Raw genomic sequence first — 21,103 nt, 5'->3', positions numbered from 1 at the left:
CATCAGTGTCTTCGTTTCCGACCTGAAACATTTACACACCCGCCACAATCGACTCCAGTATTCGCACCCTCTCCATGAATGGCTGACTCGCACCAGCAGAAACGCGACCATGAGGTCGGATCACGATTCAAGTGGCCTCACTGTCGGCCGCGAATATCCGGACATGAGAGATGGACAGGCGCATTCGTCGCATGACGTATTCCACCTAGTGCTGTCAAGTGGTCCGGTGGGAAAGCCCCCTGAGGTTGCTCGGGACACCGGAACAATGGTTGCATCACGCCTGAACGTCGTGACGGTAAGACAGGAAACGGCGCTGTGCCTATATTCCTGGACTCTTTGAGATCGTCGACAGGGCGCAGCAGGGACAAAACCGAGAACGGCGACCGCCCTCCCCGAACGGGCGGTGTGCGCCGGTCAGGAGGGAGCGACGTGGGTTGCTCGCACGCCGTAGGATGTCCACTTTTCCCACTACTCAGGGCGAGCTTGCAAGGCTGGCGCGACTACTACTGCGACAGCCAGGATCAGTGGCACGACTGTGCGCGCTACCAGTTGGCACTCACCGGCGAGCCCGTGCCCATCAGCCTGCTGCCCAACGGAGCCCGCGCGCGGCATCTCGAACCCGGGGCCGACGCGAACCGGTCCGGCGAGGCCGACCCAGGGCAGGTACCCCGGCAGGCCGCGCCGCCACAACCCACTCCGCAGTCACCGGAGGCCGTGTCCTGGTCCCAGCCGACGCCGTCCCAACCACCTGGCCCATCGGGACCTGGACACGCAGCACCGGAGACCACGGCCGAGTTTGAACCAGCACACCCGTTGGCACCGGCCTGGCATCACCAGCCGTCACCACCCACACAGATACCCCAGCCACCGGACCGCCTCGCTCGACGCACGCGGAAGGCCCCCCACGCGAAGCGCGGCTGGTGGGCTCGACTCGCCGACTGGATGAGAGGCCCCGCATGAGTACCTACTGGCCCTGGTGGGCGGGCGCTATCGGGCTCGCTCTGGTCACCGTCACCTACACCCTCATGACCGATCGATCTTTCGGGGTTTCGTCGGCGTGGGATCGGGTGTTGCACTGGCGCAGCGAACGCCGCATCGAGCGGATGGACGAGGAGTTCACCGACGATCAAGCTCTCGCCGATGCGCTCGCCGCAGCCACCGCGGAGCACTTCGGCACCGGCCCCGGCCCTGGCGCGACCACCTCGCCGCCGGTTCCGTACGGCGTGTCGCAGCCGTTCGAACCGGATGTTAAACCGACGGCGGATGAGAGCCACTCGGTCACGAGCCTGCGCCCGGCCCCGCTGGTCACCCAGGCTGCCCTGCTGGTGTCGATTTTCGTCGGCGGACTGATTGCCGCGGTAACCTCCGGGCGGTTCCAGCTCCGCTTCGACATGGGCCCGGGTTTCAAGGACCTGGTCACCGCCAACTCGACTGCCATGATCGGCCTGTTGTTCCTGGGTGGCGTTCTGGTCGGCTTTGGCACTCGGCTGGCCGGCGGGTGCAGCTCCGGCCACGGACTCAGCGGCTGCGGCCGTCTGCGCCCGGTCAGCATCGTGGCGACCGCGGTGTTCTTCGGCACCGCCGTCGCGGTGTCGTTCCTCTTGTGGAAGGTGATCTGATGCGTACCCGGGGCGCGATTCTGCTGGCCAACATCATCACCGGACTGGCCCTCGGTTATACCGTCACCAACATCGGCTTCGGCGACTACGCCGAGCTGAACCGCATGTTCACCTTCCAGGACCTGCGCATGTTCTTCTCCTTCGCGGGCGCCGTCGGGATTATCGTGTGCGTGTTCGCTCTGCTGCGGGTCCGCCGCACCCCGGGGCGCATCCACGCCGGCGTGATCCCCGGCGCGGTGTTGTTCGGTACGGGCTGGGCGATCTCAGGTGGGTGCCCGGCAATCCCGATCATCCAGGTTGCCAGCGGATACCTGCCCGCCCTGGTCACCATCGTCGGCGTCGCCGTCGGTATCGGGTTGTGCCGCTGGGCCAACGCCCGATACTTCCACCTCGACCGCGGCTCCTGCGGGCTGTGACCAAAGGCCCGGCTTCGGCGAGGCAGCCACGCACGGCGGAGCGCCGGACTCGGGTCCCCACCTTTCTCGCCGGAACGCCCGACGGGAATCGCTCTCGTCAGCCGTCCTGCCCAGCCCGATGCGCATGGCCGCCCCACCCTTCGGCAGCCCAGCCATCGCGTGGGGGCAGGGCGTGCCGACTGCTCCCGTCGTCCTCGGCCAATAACTCCGCCACCGTCTCTCCGGTGACGCCCAAGTGGGTCAGCCTCGCCTGCGCGGCGGCGTACTCCTCCTCCAGCGCGGCGAGTCGTGAACGTGACTCCTCCACCTGTTCCAGTGCCGTCCACGCCCTTGCTCTCAGTATCTCCACCAGTGAGGTCATCGACCCCCCAATCCCAGGTCAGCACCCGTGAACCTGCTGGCAGCCCCAGGTGTGTTGACGCTTCTCATCCCCCACCGTAAGGGCGGGCCTCGAAGCTTCGCACTCCGAGGGCACTGGTCCGTCCGTGCTGGTTGCGATGAGTGAATCGGGGCTTTCAGATCTTCCATGATCAGGTTACAGGCGACTGGAGTATCGGTCATTCGGACCATTTAGCGGATTGCTCTGATGGCTCCCATGTGGGGGCTTTACTGTCGCTGTGGTGCATCGTCTAACCAGTACGGCATTTCCGGCGTACTGCGTCGCGTGGCACTTGTGCGCTTTGTTGCGCAAAAACGTCTTGCCGTACCTGGCGAGGTGGTGTCAGAGGATGGCTGAGGCAGGCCATCGATCCCATTCTGGGATGCTGCGATTACGTCGCATTGAGGAGGTGGCGTAGGCTGGCCTTCCTCGTGGACTGTCCGATTCCTTGTGTGATTTGACGGTCGTCTCGCCCTGTGCGCCGTGTGTCCCAGCTGCTTGATCGAGAGGACCCCGATGCCCGAAATCCCGACCCATGCAGTGCGTTCGGAGCCCTATCGGGTGATGGCGCCGGTTTCGGCAAGGAAAAAACACGCCAGGCCTCCCGCTCAGGACGGGCCGGATTCGGCCATCCGCTCCCCTGCGGTTCGCCTCGCCGTGCTGCCCGCCGCCTTCATGGCGCTCATCGCGGCCGTCACGGTCCTCTTCGTCCTCCGTATGCAGGACGGCACCGCCGACGCAGCCACCTGGGCCGTGCTCATCAGCGCTGTCGTCCTCGGCTGTGGCGTTCTGGTCGGTGCCGCGCTCGCCGGCCGCGCCCAGGAGCGGGGGATGTCACGACGGCACGCGTCACTGCGCCGGGCCTTCTCCGCGGGCCAGGCAGACCTGCAGGACGTGCTGCGGCGGCTGGAGCGGGGCGAGCAGGTGGAGCCTGTTCCGTTCACCCCCCACGCCCCGTCCTCGACGGATGTCCTCGGTCGTCTGGCATACGAGATGAACGTCGGCATGTGGCAGGTCCGGACGGTCCTGGCCCAGACGGCGCAGAAGTCCCGCGAAGTCTCGCCGAGCAGCGAGGAGAAGGTCGAGGTCTTCGTCAACCTCGCCCGGCGGCTGCAGTCGCTCGTGCACCGCGCGATTAACATGCTCGACCAGCTCGAGAACGAGGTCGAGGACCCGGAACTGCTCAAAGGCCTCTTCCACGTAGACCACTTGACGACCCGTATCCGCCGTCACGCGGAGAACGTCGCCGTGCTCGGCGGCTCCGTGTCCCGTCGACAGTGGACCCGACCGGTGACCTTGACCGAGGTCCTGCGTTCGTCGATCGCCGAGGTCGAGCTCTATTCGCGGGTCAAGCTGGTGCCGCCCATCGAGGGGACACTCCGTGGCCACGCCGTCGCCGACGTCATCCACCTGCTGGCCGAACTGGTGGAGAACGCCACGATGTTCTCCGAACCCGATACCCAAGTACTGTTGCGGGCCCAGCGGGTGACCGCAGGTCTGGCCGTTGAGGTCGAGGACCGCGGCCTGGGGATGTCGGTGCAGGAACTGGAACGGATCAACCTGCTCCTCGCCGAGCCGGACCGGATCGATCTGAGCAAGCTGCTCGCCGACGGCCGTATCGGTCTCTACGTGGTGTCCGCGCTGGCTCGCCGCCACGGCATCGTGGTCCGGCTGCAGGGCAACATCTACGGAGGTATTCAGGCAGTCCTGGTCATTCCGCGCGGGCTGATCGGCGACGAGCCTGCCGAGGCGGCCGCTGGGGATCCCCGACCCGCCCGGGCGCCCTCGGCGCGGGATCACGCAGTGCAGGTGTCCCCCGCCCCACCCGTGACTCCGCCCCCGGCCCTGCGGCAACCGCTGCCGCCGGTCCATTCCGCGTCCGCGTCGACGCCGCAGCATGCCCGGAGCACAGCAGCATGGGCACCCCAGGACCGCGAGGACGTGCACGGCACGCGCTCCCGGGACGAGCGACCTCGCCTGCCGCAGCGTCGCGCACAGGAGCATCTGGTACCGGAGCTCCGGCACGGTCCCGCCGCCCCCCGCAGTGCCGAGGACCCGGAGGTGGAGCATGATCCGGGACTGATGGCCAGCTTCCAGCGCGGAGTCAGGCTCGCCGACAACGAGCCCGACGAGCCTTCCACCAACAGCTCTCGCTGACCGCGGGCTTCGTAATTGCAGCAAGGAGAGGAACGCCACCGTGAGTGACATGCATGCCGACCAGCCGAAGAATCTCGACTGGCTCCTGGCCGGCCTTGTCCAGAGGGTCCCCTACACACGCAGCGCCCTGCTGTTGTCTTCCGACGGACTGGCGAAGGCATGCGACGGGTTCGAGACAGCAACCGAAGCAGACCATTTGGCTGCTCTTGCCTCCGGTATCCACTCGCTCGCCCGCAGTGCGGGCGTGCAGTTCGCCCAGGGAGCCGACGTACGGCAGGTGGTTGTGGAGTTGGACACCGCCCTGTTGTTCGTGTGTGCCGCGGGCTCGGGCGCCGTCCTGGCCGTCCTGGCCGACGGGGAAGCGGATGCGGCAGTGCTCGGCTACGAGATGGCCATGTTGGTCAAGAGTGTCCGCCCGTATCTCGCCACACCGGCGCGACAGCAAACGGTCGGCGCATCGATAGATCCGGGGCGCTGAGGGTGCGGGACGCGGAGGACGGAGCGTGGCTCGACGACGACGCCGGGAGGTTAGTGCGGCCGTACACGGTCAGTAACGGGCGCACCCGTCCCTCAGCACACTTCGACCTTCTGACCCTTGTGATGACGACGGGCGTCCGTCCCCAGACGTACCTCGGCCCGGACTACGACCGGGTCCTCGCGCTGTGCGATGCCCCCGTCTCGGTCGCCGAGGTGGCCGCTCATCTGCGGTTGCCGGCCGTCATCACCAAAGTCCTGCTCTCCGACCTCGTCTCGCACCAGGCGCTCACCATGAGGTCGCCACATGTCGTCGAGGCAGCCACCCCAACCGACCGAAAACTCCTTGAGGCGGTGCTAGATGGCCTTCGCAAGCGGCTCTGACCCCTTCCCGACCGCCCTGAAGATCCTCATTGCTGGAGGCTTCGGGGTCGGCAAGACCACGTTCGTCGGATCGGTCAGCGAGATCGAGCCGCTGAGTACGGAGGAGGTGCTGACCCAGGTCAGTGCCCGAACGGACAGCTTGGTGGGGGTCGAGGAAAAGTCGACCACCACTGTGGCGATGGACTTCGGCCGCATGACCCTGGACCGGGACCGCGTCCTTTACCTGTTCGGCACACCCGGTCAGGAGCGGTTCTGGTTCATGTGGGACGAACTGTCCAGCGGAGCGTTGGGCGCCGTGGTTCTCGCGGACACTCGAAGACTGGAACACTGCTTCGCCGCCGTCGACTTCTTCGAACGACGCGGCATCGGATTCATCGTGGCCGTCAACGAGTTCGACGGCGCCTATCACTACGAGCCCGAAGAGGTTCGCGCGGCTCTCGACCTGAAGCCCCACGTACCCGTCGTGATGTGCGACGCGCGGCAGTGCAGTTCCGGCACCCACGTGTTGATCGCACTGGTCCAGCACCTGCTCGCCTCGCCTCCCGGCGCCTCGCCCGCGGAGTTCAACCCCTTGCGCTGAATTGCGCTCAGCACGACCGAATGGAGTCTGCATGTCAGCCCCGGTTCCCCACAACACCCTGTACGACCCGACCGGCCACCTGCTACTGACCCCCGAGGACCGGGACGCACCTGGCCGGGTGGTCAGGCTGCGCGAACTCGGCATCGGGGACGCACCCGTTCCGGAGTTCGACGAGTTCGCACGCAACCTGGCGCATGTCACTGGTGCACCGTTCGCGATGGTCAACTTCATCGACGAGAACCGCCAGTACTTCGCCGGCCTCTACACCGCCGGGCGGCCGGGGATGCAACTGGACGCAGCACCGCAGCAGCCCCAGGTCAGCCGGACGATGACGCGCGATCAGGGGTACTGTCCGCATGTCGTCGTGCGCAAGAAGGCGCTGGTGCTCGAGGACGTCTGCGACTATCCGCGGTTCGCCGGGAACCGCGTTGTGGACGAGATCGGGATCCGCTCCTACATGGGCGCGCCACTGATCGACCGGAAGACGGGCATGGCCCTGGGCACGATCTGCGTGGTCGACACGGACACCCACGCGTGGGGGCGAGAGGGTCTGGCGACCATCAAATCCGTAGCCCAGCAACTGGTCAACCGGATCGACGAGATGGAGGGCCGGGACCAGATCTGAACGGCCGGGTCGCGGACTCCCCCGTGCCGACGTACTTGAGAACCAGACGCGGGAGCCACGGACACGACATGGAGTCCGTGGCTCCCTCTGGTTCAGTCCGAGTACGCGGCAGCCTCCAGCAGTTCTTCCTGGCGCTGCGACTTCGGCTCCATGGTCCGCACGTGATCCGCCAGACGCTGCGACCACTGACCCTTGACCGTGCCGAGCGCGACTTCACCCAGCCTCAGCAACTGGATGTCGGAGGTGCCGGCGGGTGCGTAGATGTGATGGGCGTCGCGCAGATAACGTTCGACCGGACGGTCGGTGAACAAGCCGCTCGCGGCGTGGATCTCCATGCCGTCGCGGGCCGAGTCGACGGCGGACTCGTGGTTGATGAACTTGGCGTTCATCAACTCGGCGTCGCACGGCAGACCTTGATCGAGCAGATGGACGGCGTGGTAGGCAGCCAGCCGGGCGGTCATCAGCCGTGACTGCATTTTGCCCAGCTTGAGCTTGATGCTGTTGAGTTCGCCCAGCGGTGCACCGTACCGCTCACGCTTGGTGCACAAGGCGGTCGTCTCCTCGAAGACGGCTTGGTGGATACCGAGCGAGACCGCCGTCAGGTTGGGCCGACCGTACAGGATGCTCGACGAGTAGGCGACGGCCAGGCCCTGGCCCTCCGTGCCGAGTAGATTCCCCGCCGGGACACGGCAGTTGTCGAAGACCAACTCTCCGAAACTGAAGCCGTGCAGGCCCATGGCAGGTCGCAGTTCGCCGAGCGAGAAGCCAGGGCGATCGGCCTCGACGAGGAAAGCCGACAGACCCTTCGATCCCTCGCCGGTACGCACGACAACCCCATGCAGGTCGCCCACGTGGCTGTTGCCGACGAATACCTTGCGGCCGTTGAGGACGTACTCGTCGCCGTCGCGGACGGCGGTGCTGCCCATCCCCAGAACATGGCCCCCCGACTCCGGTTCGGTGACCGCGATCGTGGGAAGGCAGTCACCTGCGGCGATCCGCGGCAGCCAGGTTCCCTTCTGCAGTGTGCTACCGAAGTGAATGACCTTGGCGACACCGAGCTGGGAGGCTTGCGCCATGGCCCCCATCGCTCCGCTGACACGGGCAAGTTCCTCGATGATGATCGTCTTGGCCAGATGCCCGGCCCCCATCCCACCGTATTCCTTGCCAATGGTCACACCGATCCAGCCCTGCCGCGCGATGAGCCTGGACAGCTCATGCGCCACGGTCCGCGAAGCCTCCATCTCGGCTATCCGTGGACGTACCTCCTGTTCGGCGAATTCACGTACGCGACGCCGCAGGTCCATATGCCGTTCGCTGGTGAAGTAGCGTTCCAAAACCCCTCCTGCACGTTACCGCCGGATCCGGCGGCCATTCGTCAGGCAGTGGTTCTTCGGGTCAGGCCACCGCCCGGTATATTGTCTAGTTCTCGCTGCATCCCGGCCAAGATCGTCTCCTGAGATTGACTCAATCACGGCCACTTGCTTTCTGCTTCAACTATGAAGTAAGGGTTTGCACTTGCATCTGGTCGGATGTGCATGGCGGGGAAATCGCCTAAATGGTTGCAAAGTTCGCCTCGGGTGGGCGTGTGCCACCCCACAGGGTCCTTGCTTGGAAGGGAAGCGGCAGTCACCGGCGACATTCAGTCACGCTCTGTCGTGCCGATAAGGGGACCAACTACGGTTGCTTCCACGGCCACCCACCGATACGAATCAGCCACGGCCACCGGCAGAGATACTGAAAGATACCTCGCCGCTCACCGGAAGATCCAGTGGACGGCCACCGGGGTGCGGGCGGCGCCTGTGCGGACGGCGACTTCGGAGCTACCCAGGACGTGATCGCACAGGACTCCAGGCCATCGACCGCTGAGCGATGGGGGAGTGTGAAGGGGGTTGCCCAGCCGCCGCCTCCCTGGTAGGAACACTTCCGTCGTCGGCGTGGGACCGCGTGTTGCACTGGCGCAGCGAACGCCGCATCGAGCGGATGGACGAGGAGTTCATCGATGAGCTGTTCAACCTCGTGGAACATCCGCCGCGTTCTGCCGGGAACGCTTCAGAGTAACTCTCTCGCGACCAACGCGTTCGCCCGGACCCGCACGCCCGCCGGGCGGCCGTCCACAGGCCCCAGGGGGTGCGACGCGACACGCATGGGTGAAATGAGCCGGATCGGCGGACACCGACTCGTGTGGGCTCCCGGGCCCAGCCAGGAGTGGGACGACCGGGGCCACCTGCTGTGTCGAACCGATCAGTCGGGCCGAGCGTTCCGCGATGGATCATGGTCGACACGACGACGAAAACGGAGGGCGGCTCAGTGGCTGATGTGCCCGCAAAGGGCTGCCGGTGTACTGGCTCCTGCCCAGCCTGAGTGACTACCGGGTGCTGCATCTCAACAACTTCGATTGGCAGCGGCTCATGCGCTGGCAGCGCACCAGCGCGGAAGCGAACTGGCTCACCAGGCTGAGGGCCGAGTGGAGGGGAGAGAGGGGTTGGCCCAAGGGCGGCTTTCCCTCCGGCTACTCAGGTGCTTCCGTGCTCAGTCGGCGCATCATTGATCAGTTCGGGGAGGAGCTTTTGGCGTCCGGCAGTTTGGTTTCGGTCGACCATGAGACAGAGAAACCGCAGCATGATCGGCGAGCGGCGCGGTGTTTCACAGGCGACCACCTATGAGACGGCCGACCGGCCGCGCGCAGTTGCCCCTCCTCGGCGGCGCGCCGTACCTGGTCGTCGAGCTATGTCCCAGGCTCAGTTCTTGGCGAGCGCTTCGGTGCGGATCCACTGGAGCAAGGTGGGGTTGTTGACGGTGGTGATGACGCTGACGGTGGTGCGGAGGTGGCGGTCGTCGTCCAGCAGAGCCAGCATGCTCACGGCCAGGTCCACGCGGGCGGCGAACCTGCCGTCGGCGGGGCCTTCGACAACGGTGCAGTCGGTGACGGACGGCAGGTGGTAGAGCCCGGTCGGGCGGACGATCATCCAGTCCAGATCGCTGGCCTGGACCAGCGCTTCCATTCGCCGCATGTCGTCGTACAGCGGCTTGCCCAGCACCCGCGTCAGGTAGGGCAGAAGCAGCCGGTTGAACAGGGGACCGCCATCGGTGCAGGGGTGCGGATCGACGTCACCGCGCTGCCCCGGTGTCCGGCGGCGAGCGCCCGGCCGGTGAGCAGGCGGCCGGTGGGGCCGTTGGCTCCGAAGACGGTGATGCGCATGCCGACTGTCCTTCCTGGTTGCAAGTCCTTGTGGTGAAGGCTCCGCTTGTGCGGTCAGCCCGAATTGCGGCGGGCCTGCTGTGTTTCGCGCAGGACCGCCCAGGCGTCCGCGACCGGGCCCGCATGCCCGAGCTTGTCGGGGTTGCTCACTGTGCGGATCGTCTGGATCTGCCCATCGGGGATATCCAGGGCCCAGGTGTTGATGACCTTGCCGTCCCGGTCGCGGAAGACCGCGCCCGGCCAGCCGTTCACCTGGTGTGGTTCCACGACGCCGCCGATATGGACGAACGGCGGCAGGAGGGCGGCGAGCACCCAGGCCATCTGGTCGGCGCCGAAGACGCCCTCGAACCACTGCGGGCCTTACCGCCGCTGTCCGCGACCAGCTGCGCATCGGCGGCGAGCAGCTCTCGCGGCCCGTCGATGTCCCCTTCGGTGAAGACGCTGAAGAACCGCGTCGCGAGTTGGTCCCGCTCGCGCCTGGCCTTCGAACCGATCCCGGTTCCCGCCGCTGTCCTCGTGCTCGACCTCGTCGTCATGTCTTCGGCGGTAGGGAGGATCGAGGATGGACTCCGCCCTCGATCGCCGTGCGGTTCGGTTTTTGGCTGTCGGTCGGCCTGCGTTCACGTCCCAGCAATTCGTGCGAGCAAAGATGTGTGGGAGGTGCCGCGCAGTGGAGGGGACTGCGTGACGCCTCCGTCGTCGTCCGCTCTTCGCTCCGTCGTCGGCTCGTCGGGTCAGGGTCAAGCGGGCGTTCCTCGCGGGGTCACCCGTCGGGGGGACGGCCGGAAGGGTTGACACGGCGGAGACCGCTCAGGGGTGTGCCGCGCCACGCCGGGCACGATGACCGCGTATTACCCGTTTCTTCCCGGAGGAAGTACTGCATTCCGTCCGTCGAAGTGCCTGGAATGCGAGGTTCCGCGGTTGTCAGGGTGTCGCCGGATGGCTGCGGAGAGTAGTTGTGGCCCGCCGATGCGCGCAGCATCACTTACGAAGGGTTATGGTGGAACCCCCCCTCGGGCCGGTCCGTATCCCCCCACGGACCGGCCCGTTTTTCTGAGCCCTCCCCCTACGGGGGTAAGCTTCGCGTCCGAGGGCTGCCAGAGGGACAGGATCCGCCCGCGGCCGAGAGCGGGCCGTATGCCGCGGATTGTGGCGGGTGCCGCTCCTGTCCGACCCGTACGGAGGGGCTGACGATCACGTGAACCTGCGCGACAAGCTGCGCGACCTGCTGGTCAGGCTGTACGCACGCCGGGTGGAAGGCCGCCTGGACCCCGCTCAGGTGCCCAAGCACATCGGCGTCATCATGGATGGCAACCGCCGTTGGGCGAAGGCCTCCGGTTCCAGCACCGTCCACGGCCACCGGGTCGGCGCGGACAAGATCGGGGAGTTCCTCGGCTGGTGCACCGAGACCGACGTCGAGGTCGTCACGCTCTGGCTGCTGTCGACGGACAACTTCGACCGGCCGGAGGACGAACTCGTCCCGCTCCTCGGCATCATCGAGGACGTCGTACGCACCCTCGGAACCGACGGCCGCTGGCAGGTGCACCATGTCGGCACGCCCGACCTGCTGCCGTCCGGGATGCAGGCCACGCTCAAAGAGGCCGAGGCGGCCACCGCGCAGGTCGACGGCATAGTGGTCAACGTCGCCATCGGATACGGCGGTCGCCAGGAGATCGTCGACGCGGTGCGCTCCATGATGCTCGAGGCCCACGAGAAGGGCACCTCGATGGAGGCACTCGCCGAGGCCGTCGACGTCGACATGATCGGGCGTCACCTCTACACCAAGGCCCAGCCCGACCCGGACCTCGTCATCCGTACGAGTGGTGAACAGCGGCTGTCCGGATTCATGCTCTGGCAGACCGCACACGCGGAGTACTACTTCTGCGAGGTCTTCTGGCCGGCCTTCCGCAAGGTCGACTTCCTGCGCGCCCTACGCGACTACGCCGCCCGCCATCGGCGTTACGGCGGCTGAGGTCACCCCGAGGAACGGCGAGGGCAACACCGCAGATCGGCACGACACCCCGCAGGCCAGCACGACAACACCGCCGAATGGCTGAACTGCCCCGCCGCCCCGCCGAACGGCGCCACGAGCGGGTCCGTATACCCGCTGGAAGGCCCGGCGTAACGGGGAGTTCACCGGAGCGCCGTCGTGCGGTCTGGCATGGCAGCGCTTGTTCGAGGGCATAACTCAGACAGGTCGACGCCCGAACCACGGGTGTCGGATCTCAGCGGGCGGCCCGGGGTCGTCCGCCCGGGAGGCCCTTTGCACCAGCCCGACCGTGCGGTCACGGCACGGACGAAGCAGCGGAGGGCCGGTTCTCGGCCCGTGCATCGGCGCCGTCAACCGGTCCAGCTCCGCTCCGTCGCTCCCCGACCTCTTCCGAGGGGGTACGTCCTTCCGTGGTGACCAGCACACAGCGCCACAAGCCCGACCGGCGCACCTATGTCATCGACACCAGCGTTCTGCTGGCCGACCCCAACGCCCTGAGCCGCTTCGACGAGCACGAGGTCGTGCTTCCCATCGTCGTGGTGACGGAGTTGGAGGCCAAGCGGCACCATCCCGAACTCGGCTACTTCGCCCGGCAGGCGCTGCGCCTGCTCGACGACTACCGGGTGAGGTACGGCCGCCTCGACGCTCCCCTTCCGATCGGGGACCTCGGCGGAACCCTGCGTGTCGAGCTCAACCACTCGGACCCCAGCGTGCTGCCCAGTGGCTACCGCCTGGGGGACAACGACTCCCGCATCCTCGCGGTCGCCCGCAATCTGCAGGCCGAGGGGTTCGACGTCACCGTGGTGTCGAAGGACCTCCCGCTCAGGATCAAGGCGTCCTCCGTGGGTCTCCTCGCCGAGGAGTACCGTGCGGAGCTCGCCGTCACGGACGCCTCCGGCTGGACCGGAATGTCCGAACTGACCCTGTCCGGCGAGCAGGTGGACATCCTCTTCGAGGAGGGGCACATCTACGTGCCCGAAGCGGCCGACCTGCCCGTGCACACGGGGCTGACCATCCAGTCCGAGCGTGGCAAGGCCCTCGGCCGTGCCACGCCCGAGGGCGACGTCCGCCTGGTGCGCGGCGACCGGGAGGCGTTCGGCATCAAGGGCAGGAGCGCCGAGCAGCGGATCGCGCTCGACCTGCTGCTCGACCCGGACGTGGGGATCCTGTCCCTGGGCGGCCGGGCCGGCACCGGCAAGTCGGCGCTGGCGCTGTGCGCGGGTCTGGAGGCGGTGCTCGAGCGCCGTCAGCACCAGAAGGTGATGGTCTTCCGCCCGCTGTACGCGGTGGGCGGGCAGGAGCTCGGCTATCTCCCCGGCAACGAGGCCGAGAAGATGAGCCCCTGGGCGCAGGCCGTCTTCGACACGCTGTCGGCGGTCACCAGTCGTGAGGTCATCGAGGAGGTCACCGCGCGCGGCATGCTGGAGGTCCTGCCGCTCACGCACATCCGGGGCCGCTCGCTGCACGACGCGTTCGTGATCGTCGACGAGGCGCAGTCACTGGAACGGAACGTACTGCTGACCGTTCTGTCCCGGATCGGCGCCAATTCGCGGGTCGTTCTGACCCACGACGTAGCCCAGCGGGACAACCTCCGGGTGGGCCGGTACGACGGTGTGGTCGCCGTCGTCGAGAAGCTGAAGGGGCATCCGCTCTTCGCGCACGTGACCCTGAACCGGTCCGAGAGGTCCCAGATCGCCGCCCTTGTGACCGAAATGCTGGAGGACGGGCAGCTCTGATCCGTCCGTCCCCGATGGGCCGTCCGGGTCTTATCGGCCGTGTCGCGGCCTCTTGGGGTCATTGGGTAAATAGGTCGGAAGGGTCCTGTAAGTCGCCCTGCGGATCAGGTTGACCCTTTGGTCCCGCCTCCGAACGCGGTTCGACGGCACGGCAGTTGGCGCCGTCCGGAAAGGCGAAGAGCCTAGCCGGGCGGCGTCGGCGTGCGTGCGGGTTTCCGAGAATCGCCGGAGGCAAACGAGATGTGAGCTTTCACACGCGTGAGGGAATTGCCTCGCGCCTCCGGATTACGGCAGAGTCTCACTCCTGTCAGGCCCCGCATGCGACACAGTCGTGCCCCCAGCGGTACGGCGCCACAGGCACCAGCGCCAACTACATAGCGTCGTCGTATGCCGCCCGAGCATCACGCGGCACTCCCGTTCGGGAGTTGCCCACCGGGCCCGTGCCTCCCGTGACCCGAGTTGGGGAGGCCAGTGCCAGGGGCACGATTGCGTCCGCGAGGGTCACCGAAGCGGTCGATGCTGGAAGGAAACCGTGTGAGCCGGATTTCGGTCCGGGGATTCGCAGTGGCCTCGGCCACGGCGGTCACCGCTGTCGGAAGCGTCGTCGGCGTTGCCTCGGGCAGCACCGCGCAGACCAACAATGACGCCGAGGTGACGGCAGCCGGCACCACGCTGCTCGCGGACATCCCCGCGGGCCAGCAGGCCCAGGTACAGACCGCGTCCCTGACGCAGCAGGCCGAAACCATGGCCATCGCCGCGGACACGAGTGCCAAGAAGGACGCGGAGGAGGCAGCCCGCAAGGCCGCCGCCGAGACCGCGATCGCCAAGAAGCAGGAAGCCGCCGAGCAGGCGGCCAAGGAGGCCAAGGCCGCGAAGGAGGCCAAGGAGCGCGCGGAGGCCGAAAAGGCCGCCAGTCGTTCCAAGACGGCGTCCGCCTCCGCCTCCGACTTCGCGGTCCAGAGCTCGTACACGGTCGCCCAGGTCCAGGCGATGGCCCGGCAGATGATTCCGGCCGACCAGTTCCAGTGCTTCAGCAACATCGTGCAGCGCGAGTCCACCTGGAACTACAAGGCCATGAATCCCTCCTCCGGCGCCTACGGTCTCGTCCAGGCACTGCCGGGCTCCAAGATGGCCTCGGCCGGCGCCGACTGGCAGACCAACCCGGCCACCCAGATCAAGTGGGGCCTCAACTACATGAACGAGCGCTACGACAGCCCCTGCGGTGCCTGGTCGTTCTGGCAGGCCAACCACTGGTACTAGGGCCTCCCGGGTCGTGCCGGACCCACTGTTCCGCGACCCCCGCTCAACCCCGGCAGAGCCCCGCACCGTCCTACGGTGTGGGGCTTTCGCCATGTACGGTCTGAGCGACGACTCCAGGGGGAGTGGTGGTACGAAACGGGGGCAAGGGACGGTTCATGTCACGAGTGCCAGGTTGGCTCGGCCGGGTCGGAGCCCGACTGACCGAAGTGAGCAGGCGGTTGGAAGAGCGCCGTGCCGAGATGGAACGGGAGAGCAGGGACGTCCCGGAGCACGCCGAGACGACCGAACCGGCCGCCGCACCCGCCGACCGGGCCCCCGCGCTGCCAGGCGACCACATCCCCGTGTCCGATCCCGCCTCCGTTCCGGCTCATGTCGTGCTCTCCCGCCCGGACCCCGCCCAGGCCGTGCCGTGGGGGGTACGGGTGGCCGCCGAGGCCGGCTGGCGCCTGCTGGTGCTCGCGGGCACGGTCTGGGTGCTCATGCGGGTCATCGGCGCCGTCCAACTGGTGGTGCTGGCCTTCGTCTCCGCGCTGCTGATCACGGCGCTGCTGCAGCCGACGGTGGCCCGGCTGCGGCAGATAGGGCTGCCGCGCGGACCGGCCACCGCGCTGACCGCGCTGTTCGGGTTCGTGGTCATCGGCCTCATAGGCTGGTTCGTGACCTGGCAGGTCATGGAGAACATCGACCACCTCTCCGACCAGATCCAGGACGGCATCGACGAGCTGCGCAACTGGCTGCTCAACAGCCCCTTCCACGTCACCGACAAGCAGATCAACGAGATCGCCAAGAACCTGCGTGAGGCGGTCGGCGCCAACACCGAGCAGATCACCTCGGCGGGCCTGGAGGGCGTGACCGTCGTCGTCGAGGCGCTCACCGGCATCCTGCTCGCGGTCTTCTCGACGCTGTTCCTGCTCTACGACGGCAAGCGCATCTGGGAGTGGACGCTGAAGCTGGTGCCCGCCGCCGCCCGCCCGGGTGTCGCCGGTGCGGGACCGGCCGCGTGGCGGACGCTGACGGCGTATGTGCGCGGCACGGTGGTGGTGGCGCTGATTGACGCGATCTTCATCGGCCTCGGCATCTACTTCCTGAACGTGCCGATGGCGGTGCCGCTGGCCGTCTTCATCTTCCTGTTCTCCTTCATCCCGCTCGTCGGTGCGGTGGTGTCGGGGGCGCTGGCCGTTGTGGTCGCACTGGTCACCCAGGGCGTGTTCACGGCCGTCATGACGCTGGTGGTGGTCCTGGCGGTGCAGCAGATCGAGGGCCACATCCTCCAGCCGTTCATCCTGGGCCGCGCGGTGCGCGTCCACCCGCTCGCGGTGGTGCTGGCGGTCGCCACCGGCGGCATGGTGGCCGGAATCGGCGGTGCGGTGGTCGCCGTACCGCTGGTCGCGGTGACGAACACCGTCGTGGGCTATCTGCACGCGTACGCGCAGGAGTCGGCCGTACGTCTCGCCCCCAGGCCCCGGGGTGTCACGGCGGTTTCGGCGGCCATGAGCCACCACGGGCCGCCGGTGTCGCCGGAACTGCCGTCACCGCCGGCATCTCCGGAGTCGCCGGCCTCGCCGGAACCGGTTCCGCCGGAGGACACACGGGAGTAGTACGGGAGTGGTGCACGACAGCGGGCCCGGTCACCGTCGTGGTGATCGGGCCCGCTGCGGAGGAGGAGGGCGGGTCCGCGGAGTTACTCCGCGAGGGCCGCCTCCGCGTCCAGCGTGGCGGCGACGGCCTGGACCACCGCGGCGATCTTGAACGCCTCCTGGATGACCTCGCGTGCGACGCCGGCCTTGCGCAGGACCTGCTCGTGGGAGTCGAGGCACTGTCCGCAGCCGTTGATCGCGGACACCGCGAACGACCAGAACTCGAAGTCGACCTTGTCGACGCCCGGGTTGCCGATGACGTTCATCCGCAGGCCGGCACGCAGGGTGCCGTACTCGTCGTCCGACAGCAGGTGGCGGGTGCGGTAGAAGACGTTGTTCATCGCCATCACCGCGGCGGCGGCCTTCGCCGCCGTGTACGCCTCCGGCGACAGGTTGGCCTTCGCCTCGGGCTCCAGCTCGCGCAGCACGATGGCCGAGCGCGAGGCGATCGCCGTCGACAGCACCGTGCCCCACAGCTGCTGGGCGGGAAGGTCGGAGTTGCCGATGACCGAGCCGAGGTTGAGCTTCAGGTCCTTGGCGTAGTCCGGTATGCGGGACTTGAGGGAGTCGAGCGACATGTCAGGTCACTCCCCGGCCAGCAGCGCGACCGGGTCCAGGGTCTCGTCGCCCTTGGACCAGTTGCACGGGCAGAGCTCGTCGGTCTGCAGGGCGTCCAGGACCCGCAGGACCTCCTTGGGGTTGCGGCCGACGGAGCCGGCGGTCACCATCGTGAACTGGATCTCGTTGTTCTGGTCCACGATGAACACCGCGCGCTTGGCGAAACCGTCCTCGCCCTCGATGCCGAGGTCGCGCATCAGCTCGTGCTTGGAGTCCGCCATCATCGGGAACGGCAGGTCGCGCAGGTCGTCGTGGTCCTTGCGCCAGGCGTGGTGGACGAACTCCGAGTCACCGGAGAAGCCGAGGACCTGGGCGTCACGGTCGGCGAACTCGTCGTTCAGCTTACCGAAGGCGGCGATCTCGGTCGGGCACACGAAGGTGAAGTCCTTGGGCCACGCGAAGATGACCTTCCACTTGCCCTCGTAGGTCTTGTGGTTGATCGTGTCGAACTCCTTGCCCTTCTCCAGCGAGACACAGGCCGTCAGTTCGAACTCGGGGAACTTGTCACCGACAGTGAGCACAGGCTCTCCTTGCAGCGAGGAAACACCCGGATTGCGGGGTTTTCCCATGGGTTGGACGTTCTTGATGTTGGCACAGGGTGCATTGATTAGTGAAATAGCTACACTCGGTCATGCTGATCGGAGGTGCCTATAAGTGACCGTGGGTAACCGGCGCAAGCGGCAACCCAGCCTGGCGCAGCTGCGCGCGTTCTCCGCGGTGGCCGAGCATCTGCATTTCCGGGATGCCGCCGCGGCCATCGGGATGAGCCAGCCCGCGCTGTCGGGGGCCGTGTCGGCACTGGAGGAGACACTGGGGGTCACCCTCCTGGAGCGTACGACGCGCAAGGTGCTGCTCTCACCCGCCGGTGAGCGCCTCTCGGTGCGGGCCAAGGCGGTGCTGGAGGACGTCGGGGCGCTGATCGAGGAGGCGGAGGCGCTGCGGGCGCCGTTCACCGGGGTGTTCCGGCTCGGGGTGATCCCGACGGTGGCGCCGTATCTGCTGCCCACCGTCCTGCGGCAGGTCCGCGCCCGCTATCCGCACCTCGACCTCCAGGTGCACGAGGAGCAGACCGCGAGCCTGTTGGAGGGGCTGGCCGGCGGCCGCCTGGACCTGCTGCTCCTCGCCGTGTCACCCCCGGCCGCGAAGGCTTCCCCGGCCGCGGGCGGGTCCGGTCGGGGGCCCTCGCCCGGGGTGCCGGGCGTGACCGAAATGCCGCTCTTCGACGAGGACTTCGTGCTCGTCACGCCGCCGGACCACCCGCTCGGCGACCGGACGGGACTTCCCCGCGCGGTCCTGCGCGAGCTGAACCTGCTGCTGCTCGACGAGGGGCACTGCCTGCGCGACCAGGCCCTCGACATCTGCCGCGAGGCGGGCCGCGACGGAGTCGCGGCCACCACGACGGCGGCGGGACTTTCCACGCTGGTGCAACTGGTGGCGGGCGGCCTCGGCGTGACCCTCCTGCCCCGTACCGCCGTCGACGTCGAGACCAGCCGCGCCGGCCGCCTGCGCACCGCCTGCTTCACCGACCCGGCCCCCTCCCGCCGCATCGCCCTCGCCATGCGCACGGGCGCGGCCCGAGCCGCGGAGTACGAGGAACTGGCGGAGGTGCTCCGGGAGGCGATGGCCGACCTGCCGGTACGGATCGTCCCCGACGACGCCTGACACCGCCCCGCCCCGTGGTGCGGGGCGGGGCAGGCCGGGTCACTCCGTGCGGAGGCCGTCCGGGCGCATCATGCGCAGCAGGGGCGGCAGGCTCAGCAGGGTCACCGCCAGGACGACGCCCGCACCGATGCCGGTCATCCGGAACAGGCTCGTCCAGTCCACCCGTACCGATGTCCCGGTCATCCGCAGCAGGACCGTGCCCAGCGCGACGCCCACCGTCGCGGCCAGCAGCAGCCCCAGGCCGATCGGGACGGCCGTCTGCCAGAGCACCGACAGACTCAGTGTGCGCCGCCGGGTGCCGAAGGCGACCAGGGCCGACAGCAGCTTGCGGCGTTCGCGCAACTGCTCCAGCTGGGAGACCAGCAGGCTCGCCCCGATCAGCAGCAGGACACAGACGGCGCCGACGAACAGGCCGGTACGGATGGAGTCGTACGTGGTGGAACGCTCGGTGGCGGTCCACCTGACCGTGTCCGCCAACGGGTCGATCGCGGCGGCTGTGTTGCGCACGTGCTCCGTGGCGTACGGCACCGAGTCGTCGACCGCGAGGTAGAGCACGCCGGAGAGCGCGTCCGTCACCCCCGCCGGCACCGCGCCCGGGGTCAGCAGGAAGCCACCGCGCTCATTGCCCACCGGGTCCGGGATCGACCGGGCCTGCTTGACGCCCGCGGGGACCGTCCAGCGGAAGCCCTTGCCGTAGCCGGAGGCGGTCGAGGGGTCGGACACCTCGAAGTGGAGCTCCTGGCCCGGCCGGTTCAGCGCCGCGGTGCCGGTGACGTACTCGGCGCCCGACACCGCGAACACGTCGCCGTCACCGCACGAAGGGAGCTCCGCCACCGTGCGCAGGGTCGCGCAGTCGGCGACGGTCACGGCGCCGGTCTCGCCCGGCTCCTGCTCCCAGGGCCGGTCGGCGACGTAGCCGTGGGACAGCGCGTAGACCTTACTCACCCCCTTGGTGTTCGCCAGCTTGTCAACGGCGGGGGCGAGTTCCCGGCCGTCCGGCAGAAACACCTGCGCCTGAGCTCGCGACACGTCGAGCCCGGTGGCCTCGGTGTAGTCGTCCTCGACGCCGGCGAACAGCATCTGGAGTGCGATCGCGCCCGCCACCGCCACCGCGATCCCGTTGACCATCCGGGCCGCCGCGCCGCTGCTCAACTGCAGTCGGCGCACTGCCAACTGCCATGACAGGCTGCCCTTGCCGAGCCGGGAGACGACCGCCTCCACGATCCACGGCAGGAGTGCGGTGATGCCGATGAGCAGCAGCAGGACACCGCCGGCGACCAGGTACTCGTTGAAGTTCCCGTTCTCGCGGCCCTGTCCGACCATGGGGTAGAGCATCGCGACCCCGGCCAGCGGCATGAGCAGCCGCCACCACAGCCGCCGCCGGGACGGACGCGCCGTACGGACCACGCCCAGCGGTTCGATGACGACCCCGCGCAGCGCGAGCAGCGTCACCAGCACCGCGGCTGCCGGGACCGCCACCGCGACCAGCAGGGCCAGCAGCGGCGAGGGGTTCAGATAACTCGGGAAGACGCTGACGCCGAACACCTCTACGGAGGCAGCCACCTGACGACCCAGCAGGAAGAAGCCGGCGCCGAGGACCAGGCCGAGCAGCGCTCCGGCGAGCGCCTCGCCCCCCGCGATGCGCCGGGTGGTCGCCGCGTCGGAGCCGACCAGCCGCAGCGCCGCCAGCCGGCGGTCGCGCCGCTCGCCGCCGAACCGTACGGCCGTGGCGATGAACACGGCGACCGGCGTCAGCAGCACCACGAAGACGACCAGGACCAGCAGCGTGATCACCGGGTCGGTCTCTTCCTTGGGCGTGTACCCGGGAGGGGGCCGAAACCGTCCAGGCGCACCGCCGACGTGCTGCCGAGCCGGTCCGCGAGCCCCGTGGCGCCCGCGTAGTAGGCGAGTTCCTGCGAGCCGATGAGCCCCTGTTCGCCGATCGTCCCCGTGATGTCGTACGGCAGCCGTTCGCGCAGCAGTTCGGCGCCGTCCGACGCGAGGAACTCCTTCAGGGCGGGGGAGACGACCATGTCACCGGCTGCCGGGAACTCCTTCAGGCCCGGCGGCAGCGGCGCCTTCGGGCCCTCCGGCTCCAGCGTGCGGCCGCGGATCTCCCGCTCCTGGAACTGGGTGTCGGTGCGCGCGATGAGCAGTGTGTCGTCGGCCCTGGGCGGGACCTCCTGGCTGAAGGGCCAGTCGAGGCGCGCCTCCTGCCGTCGGTCCCGCTCCGCCAGTACGCCGGGCAGGGCGGCGCAGAGCAGCAGCAGTGCCACGCCGAGCCCGACGCCGACGCCGGTGAGCAGGGCGCGGACCCATCCCTCACGCCCGCCGGCCAGGGCGAACCGCAGGCCCATGCCCAGGTCC

General features: G+C 68.1%; 19 protein-coding genes and 1 pseudogene. 13 read left to right on the top strand and 7 right to left on the bottom strand.

Annotated elements, in window-relative coordinates; all coding sequences use genetic code 11:
- The first annotated feature begins 956 nt into the window (after positions 1–956).
- The 7 genes from WJ438_RS15310 to WJ438_RS15280 all read left to right on the top strand — a co-directional run bounded on the left by WJ438_RS15310 (position 957) and on the right by WJ438_RS15280 (position 6,634).
- Entirely contained in the window at positions 957–1,619 is a 663-nt protein-coding gene (locus WJ438_RS15310) for a YeeE/YedE family protein (protein ID WP_406725748.1), read from the top strand.
- Entirely contained in the window at positions 1,619–2,035 is a 417-nt protein-coding gene (locus tag WJ438_RS15305) for a YeeE/YedE thiosulfate transporter family protein (protein WP_406725747.1), read from the top strand. The genes WJ438_RS15310 and WJ438_RS15305 overlap by 1 nt, the downstream gene beginning before the upstream one ends.
- A 1,036-nt stretch (positions 2,036–3,071) precedes the next feature.
- Positions 3,072–4,571 (top strand): sensor histidine kinase, encoded by a 1,500-nt coding sequence (locus WJ438_RS15300; protein WP_406725746.1) that lies wholly within the window; start codon positions 3,072–3,074, stop codon positions 4,569–4,571.
- Positions 4,572–4,620: 49 nt separating this feature from the next.
- Positions 4,621–5,049: a roadblock/LC7 domain-containing protein gene (locus WJ438_RS15295; protein WP_406729697.1), complete on the top strand. Its 429-nt coding sequence runs from the start codon at positions 4,621–4,623 to the stop codon at positions 5,047–5,049.
- Positions 5,046–5,429: a DUF742 domain-containing protein gene (locus WJ438_RS15290; RefSeq protein ID WP_406729696.1), complete on the top strand. Its 384-nt coding sequence runs from the start codon at positions 5,046–5,048 to the stop codon at positions 5,427–5,429. Before WJ438_RS15295 ends, WJ438_RS15290 begins: the two co-directional genes overlap by 4 nt.
- Positions 5,407–6,009: a GTP-binding protein gene (locus tag WJ438_RS15285; protein ID WP_406725745.1), complete on the top strand. Its 603-nt coding sequence runs from the start codon at positions 5,407–5,409 to the stop codon at positions 6,007–6,009. Before WJ438_RS15290 ends, WJ438_RS15285 begins: the two co-directional genes overlap by 23 nt.
- 31 nt (positions 6,010–6,040) lie before the next feature.
- Positions 6,041–6,634, top strand: coding sequence for a GAF domain-containing protein (locus tag WJ438_RS15280; protein WP_406725744.1), 594 nt, complete (start codon positions 6,041–6,043; stop codon positions 6,632–6,634).
- 92 nt (positions 6,635–6,726) lie between these two features.
- On the opposite strand, the gene WJ438_RS15275 is transcribed toward WJ438_RS15280, so the two are convergent.
- Positions 6,727–7,968 (bottom strand): acyl-CoA dehydrogenase family protein, encoded by a 1,242-nt coding sequence (locus WJ438_RS15275; RefSeq protein WP_406725743.1) that lies wholly within the window; start codon positions 7,966–7,968, stop codon positions 6,727–6,729.
- Positions 7,969–8,970: 1,002 nt separating this feature from the next.
- On the opposite strand from WJ438_RS15275, the gene WJ438_RS15270 reads away from it, so the two are divergent.
- Positions 8,971–9,297, top strand: coding sequence for a hypothetical protein (locus tag WJ438_RS15270; protein WP_406725742.1), 327 nt, complete (start codon positions 8,971–8,973; stop codon positions 9,295–9,297).
- Positions 9,298–9,372: 75 nt separating this feature from the next.
- Here the strand turns inward: WJ438_RS15270 and WJ438_RS15265 are convergent, their stop codons facing one another.
- The 3 genes from WJ438_RS15265 to WJ438_RS15255 are packed head-to-tail and all read right to left on the bottom strand — an operon-like array spanning position 9,373 to position 10,145.
- Positions 9,373–9,672 carry an NAD(P)H-binding protein gene (locus WJ438_RS15265; RefSeq protein WP_406725741.1) on the bottom strand — a complete coding sequence of 100 codons (300 nt, stop codon included), beginning with the start codon at positions 9,670–9,672 and terminating at the stop codon, positions 9,373–9,375.
- Positions 9,673–9,677: 5 nt separating this feature from the next.
- A complete protein-coding gene (locus WJ438_RS15260; RefSeq protein WP_406725740.1) occupies positions 9,678–9,833 on the bottom strand; it encodes a hypothetical protein in 156 nt (51 codons plus the stop codon).
- Between the two features lie 54 nt (positions 9,834–9,887).
- Positions 9,888–10,145 (bottom strand): hypothetical protein, encoded by a 258-nt coding sequence (locus WJ438_RS15255; RefSeq protein ID WP_406725739.1) that lies wholly within the window; start codon positions 10,143–10,145, stop codon positions 9,888–9,890.
- A gap of 886 nt (positions 10,146–11,031) precedes the next feature.
- Here WJ438_RS15255 and WJ438_RS15250 point away from each other — a divergent pair.
- The 4 genes from WJ438_RS15250 (at position 11,032) to WJ438_RS15235 (ending at position 16,417) form a co-directional block, all read left to right on the top strand.
- Complete coding sequence (locus WJ438_RS15250; protein WP_406725738.1) at positions 11,032–11,805, top strand: isoprenyl transferase; 774 nt, start codon at positions 11,032–11,034, stop codon at positions 11,803–11,805.
- Positions 11,806–12,233: 428 nt separating this feature from the next.
- Entirely contained in the window at positions 12,234–13,559 is a 1,326-nt protein-coding gene (locus WJ438_RS15245; protein ID WP_406725737.1) for a PhoH family protein, read from the top strand.
- A gap of 534 nt (positions 13,560–14,093) precedes the next feature.
- Positions 14,094–14,819, top strand: coding sequence for a transglycosylase SLT domain-containing protein (locus tag WJ438_RS15240; RefSeq protein ID WP_406725736.1), 726 nt, complete (start codon positions 14,094–14,096; stop codon positions 14,817–14,819).
- Positions 14,820–14,974: 155 nt separating this feature from the next.
- Positions 14,975–16,417 (top strand): AI-2E family transporter, encoded by a 1,443-nt coding sequence (locus WJ438_RS15235; RefSeq protein WP_406725735.1) that lies wholly within the window; start codon positions 14,975–14,977, stop codon positions 16,415–16,417.
- Positions 16,418–16,500: 83 nt separating this feature from the next.
- Here the strand turns inward: WJ438_RS15235 and WJ438_RS15230 are convergent, their stop codons facing one another.
- A complete protein-coding gene (locus WJ438_RS15230; protein ID WP_406725734.1) occupies positions 16,501–17,034 on the bottom strand; it encodes an alkyl hydroperoxide reductase in 534 nt (177 codons plus the stop codon).
- Positions 17,035–17,040: 6 nt separating this feature from the next.
- Positions 17,041–17,595 carry a peroxiredoxin gene (locus tag WJ438_RS15225; protein ID WP_406725733.1) on the bottom strand — a complete coding sequence of 185 codons (555 nt, stop codon included), beginning with the start codon at positions 17,593–17,595 and terminating at the stop codon, positions 17,041–17,043.
- A 133-nt stretch (positions 17,596–17,728) separates the two neighbouring features.
- Between WJ438_RS15225 and WJ438_RS15220 the strand changes: the two genes are divergently transcribed.
- Entirely contained in the window at positions 17,729–18,736 is a 1,008-nt protein-coding gene (locus WJ438_RS15220) for a LysR substrate-binding domain-containing protein (protein WP_406725732.1), read from the top strand.
- A 39-nt stretch (positions 18,737–18,775) separates the two neighbouring features.
- On the opposite strand, the pseudogene WJ438_RS15215 reads toward WJ438_RS15220, so the two are convergent.
- Positions 18,776–21,093: pseudogene (locus WJ438_RS15215) on the bottom strand (ABC transporter permease).
- Between the last annotated feature and the right edge of the window lie 10 nt (positions 21,094–21,103).

Source organism: Streptomyces sp. GD-15H (genome assembly GCF_045291515.1).
Lineage (GTDB): Bacteria > Actinomycetota > Actinomycetes > Streptomycetales > Streptomycetaceae > Streptomyces.
The sequence above is the reverse complement of the archived record's forward strand: the minus strand, read 5'-3'. Positions and strand labels throughout refer to the sequence as shown.

What these genes read in the sequence shown, in the direction of transcription:
- WJ438_RS15310 (WP_406725748.1), top strand. Translation starts at nt 957, where the DNA reads ATGAGTACCTACTGGCCCTGGTGGGCGGGCGCTATCGGGCTCGCTCTG.
- WJ438_RS15305 (WP_406725747.1), top strand. Translation starts at nt 1,619, where the DNA reads ATGCGTACCCGGGGCGCGATTCTGCTGGCCAACATCATCACCGGACTG.
- WJ438_RS15295 (WP_406729697.1), top strand. Translation starts at nt 4,621, where the DNA reads ATGCATGCCGACCAGCCGAAGAATCTCGACTGGCTCCTGGCCGGCCTT.
- WJ438_RS15285 (WP_406725745.1), top strand. Translation starts at nt 5,407, where the DNA reads ATGGCCTTCGCAAGCGGCTCTGACCCCTTCCCGACCGCCCTGAAGATC.
- WJ438_RS15280 (WP_406725744.1), top strand. Translation starts at nt 6,041, where the DNA reads ATGTCAGCCCCGGTTCCCCACAACACCCTGTACGACCCGACCGGCCAC.
- WJ438_RS15260 (WP_406725740.1), bottom strand. Translation starts at nt 9,833, where the DNA reads ATGCGCATCACCGTCTTCGGAGCCAACGGCCCCACCGGCCGCCTGCTC.
- WJ438_RS15235 (WP_406725735.1), top strand. Translation starts at nt 14,975, where the DNA reads ATGTCACGAGTGCCAGGTTGGCTCGGCCGGGTCGGAGCCCGACTGACC.
- WJ438_RS15230 (WP_406725734.1), bottom strand. Translation starts at nt 17,034, where the DNA reads ATGTCGCTCGACTCCCTCAAGTCCCGCATACCGGACTACGCCAAGGAC.